This window comes from Clostridium tarantellae (genome assembly GCF_009295725.1).
In the GTDB taxonomy this organism is placed as follows: Bacteria; Bacillota; Clostridia; order Clostridiales; family Clostridiaceae; genus Sarcina; species Sarcina tarantellae.
In genome coordinates this window covers 1-2,078 of the sequence record NZ_WHJC01000432.1, presented here as the reverse complement: position 1 = coordinate 2,078, position 2,078 = coordinate 1, and the positions used below count along the sequence as shown (strand labels likewise).

Annotated in this window: 1 protein-coding gene; it reads left to right on the top strand. The window is 26.6% G+C overall.

All coding sequences use genetic code 11. The features are described 5' to 3' along the window. The first annotated feature begins 38 nt into the window (after positions 1 to 38). Complete coding sequence (locus tag GBZ86_RS15305) at positions 39 to 1,874, top strand: S8 family peptidase (RefSeq protein WP_152892092.1); 1,836 nt, start codon at positions 39 to 41, stop codon at positions 1,872 to 1,874. Positions 1,875 to 2,078: the final 204 nt, after the last annotated feature.

The following is a 2,078-nucleotide window of genomic DNA, read 5'->3' as shown; positions in this document are numbered from 1 at the left end:
AAGTTATATAAATAATATAGTTTGGAGATTGATATTTATTGGATAAAGATATTCACAAAACTCCATTTAAAACAGATATATATGAAGAAAAAGCTCCTTGGATAAATGGGTTTGTTACTTTACTTATTGAGTATACTGGAGATATAATAAATGCTTTAAAAAATAAAAATGCAGAAGTTTTTATTTTAAATGATTTATATGCAACATTATCATCAAGTTTAGAGGAAGTAGATACTATAATAAATACCACTGATGAAATTGTTTATGTAGATCCAGGTGGTATATATACACTTAATGCTTCTTCCCCCATAGAAGAATCAGGAGCTATAGATTTAATAAATAATCCTTATTTAAAATTAAATGGTGAAGGAGTTTTAATGGGGTTAATAGATACTGGTATAGATTATTTAAATACTCAATTTATCAATGAGGATGGAACCACTAGAATACTTAAAATATTTGATCAAACCGTTCAAACTGGTAAACAGCCTAAAGGATTTGGATTTGGTTCTGAATATACGGAGGATGATATTAATAAAGCAATAAAAGAAAATCTAAATGGAGGAAATCCCTATGATATTGTACCATCTAAAGATATAATTGGTCATGGTACTAGCATGGCTAATTTAATTGGTGGATATGGTAAAGATTTTAGTTTAAATGGAGTTGCTACTAAAAGTAACTTTGTTGTAGTAAAATTACATGAAGCTAATGATGGTGTTTTAAAATATTTTTCTGTTAATGAAGAATTACTTGAAAAAAAATTTAGTAATGTGGCTATTATAATGGCTTTAAAATATTTACATGAAATTTTTATAGAATTAAAAAGACCTATGGTAGTATATTTACCATTAGGCACTACTATAGGATCTCATGACGGAAACTCTTTAATGGAAAAATATATAGATAACTTATCTTCCTTTAGAGGGTTTATTGTAACAACCACTACAGGTAATGAAGGTAATACACAAAATCATACATCGGGTATTTTTAAAAAAGAAGGTAAGTCAGGAAACATAGAGCTTTTAGTTGGAGAAGGACAAGAAAAATTACAGTTTGAAATTTGGATTGATACTCCAAATAAATGTGCTTTAAGTATAAGCTCTCCTACTGGTGAACTTTTTGAAAATATTAAACCTAAATTTAAACAGGAAGTAAAATTAAAATTTTTTTATGAGGGAACAGAAATAATAATCAAAAATTTCATTCCTGAAGAAACCACAGGAGATCAAAGAATTTTAATAAAATGTGAAAATATAATTGCAGGTATTTGGCAATTTAATTTAACTTCCAATAGCATAGTTCTTGGTAAATACCATGTTTGGCTTCCACAACGGCAGTTATTAGCTTCTGATACAAAATTTTTAAAGTCTAATCCAGAATGCACACTAGTAATTCCATCCACTTCAAGAAGAATTATATCAACAGGTTTTTATAATCAAAATAACAATGCCATTATAAGCGAATCAGGTAGGGGATTTACTAGAGATAAAAGAACTAAACCAGATATTGTAACTGGTGGTTTTGGAGCTAAAACCATAACATCAAATAATGAAATAGTGCATATTACTAGTGCATGTGTTGCTGGTGCTGTATTAACAGGATGTTGTGCTTTAATTTTACAATGGGGTATAGTAAATGGAAAAGATAAAGCACTTTATTCTCCTAAGGTAAAATCTTATTTAATAAGAGGGGCTAATAGACGTATTGGTGAACCATATCCTAATGCTCAATCAGGATACGGTTTTTTAAACATAGTAAAAACCTTTGATAATATAAGAAGTTTAGATGATAAAATAACTCATATAGAATATAATATTAAATCTTTATTTGTTAGTATTCCTAGTGATTATTATTTTTCAATAGATTTTTAAGTCTATTATAAATTTATAGGTAGTATATAATTTTTCTTTACTTTCACCTTTAAAATTTAATTATGAAAATAAAAATTATGGAATAATTTAATTTTTTAAAACCTACAGTATTAAAAATATATTTAAGTTTTTAATATTTGTAGGTTTTTTGAAAATTTTCTAAATACAACATATATCTTAAAGAGATTTTTACATGTATTTAAT